This is a genomic window from Rhodococcus huquni (assembly GCF_055231055.1).
Map to the genome: position 1 here is coordinate 1 of NZ_JBUYWE010000024.1, position 1,236 is coordinate 1,236.

Genomic DNA, 1,236 nt, shown 5'->3' on the forward strand with positions numbered 1-1,236 from the left:
GGCGGTTTCAAGTGGTGGATGCACCGATGAGCTCAGCGAACTTTTCGACTGGTGGGCGGTAGCCTAGCGCCGCCCTGGGGCGTTCGTTGAGTTCGGTGGTGACGAAGCGAAGGTGTTCGAGCGAGTGCACCGACAGGTCTGTGCCTTTGGGAAAGTATTGGCGCAACAGGCCGTTGGTGTTCTCGTTCGTCCCTCGCTGCCAGGGCGAATGAGGGTCGGCGAAGTAGATCGGCACCCCTGTCGCGGCGGTGATCTGGGCGTGCCAACGCATCTCGAATCCTTGATCCCAGGTCACCGAACCCTGCATGAGCTGCGGCAACGACGCCAACACGTCCGACATGGCGTCCCGAACCTCAGGTGCGCCGTGCCCGTGCGGCAAGTGCAGGAGCATCGTGTATCGAGTGGTCCGCTCGACCAGGGTGCCGATGGCGGACTTGTTGCCTTTGCCCATGATCAGGTCCCCTTCCCAATGCCCGGGGAAGGCGCGGTCGGCGACCTCGGGAGGTCGATCGGCGATGCCGACCTTGTCGGGTATGTGGCGGGCGTTCTTCGACACCGGTGTGCGCCCGTGCGGTTTGCGATACACCCGCCCGGTCCGCAGCGCCGCGGCCACTTCCTTCTTCAGCCCTCCGCGCGCAAGCACGTAGATGGCCTCGTAGATCGTTTCGTGCGACACCTGCATCTCCGGTCGATCGGGGAAATCGGCCCTCAGTGTCTCCGAGATCTGACGAGGCGACCATTTCTTCCTCAACCGGTCGACGACCTGACCACGTAACTCCTGGTGCTCGACCAGTTTCGACGGTTTCGGGCGGCGGACGGACTCATCGGCACGACGCTGCGCAGACTGCGCCCGATAACTGCCGTCCCGATTGCTGTTGCGGGCGATCTCCCGCGAGATGACCGTGTGGTCGCGCCCCACCACCGCGCCGATCCGCCGGCACGACCAGCCCTGCCCGAGACCGACCGCGATCTCGACCCGATCGTCCAACGTCAACGCCCGACCCACCGACCGTCGGCGGCGTGACTCTCGCACGATGCCCGCACGCTGGTCACACCACCGATAGCCGGTCTGCCGGGACCTCCCGTGCGCTGCACTTGCCTTCGGAATCGACACACCGGAATCGACCATGGCGAAGAAACTATCGCGCGCCTCGTCCAGCTTCGACGCACATCCCGTCATCGCACATCACCCACACCTGATCAGGAGCCGTGGTGCATCGACCGGTTGACCCCGCC

At 64.9% G+C, this 1,236-nt stretch carries 1 protein-coding gene; it reads right to left on the reverse strand.

The features are described 5' to 3' along the window. Positions 1-7 precede the first annotated feature (7 nt). Positions 8-1,180, reverse strand: a complete 1,173-nt coding sequence (locus ACZI8R_RS21055) for an IS30 family transposase (RefSeq protein ID WP_463381588.1) — start codon at positions 1,178-1,180, stop codon at positions 8-10. Positions 1,181-1,236 lie beyond the last annotated feature (56 nt).

What these genes read in the sequence shown, in the direction of transcription:
- ACZI8R_RS21055 (WP_463381588.1), bottom strand. Translation starts at nt 1,180, where the DNA reads ATGACGGGATGTGCGTCGAAGCTGGACGAGGCGCGCGATAGTTTCTTC.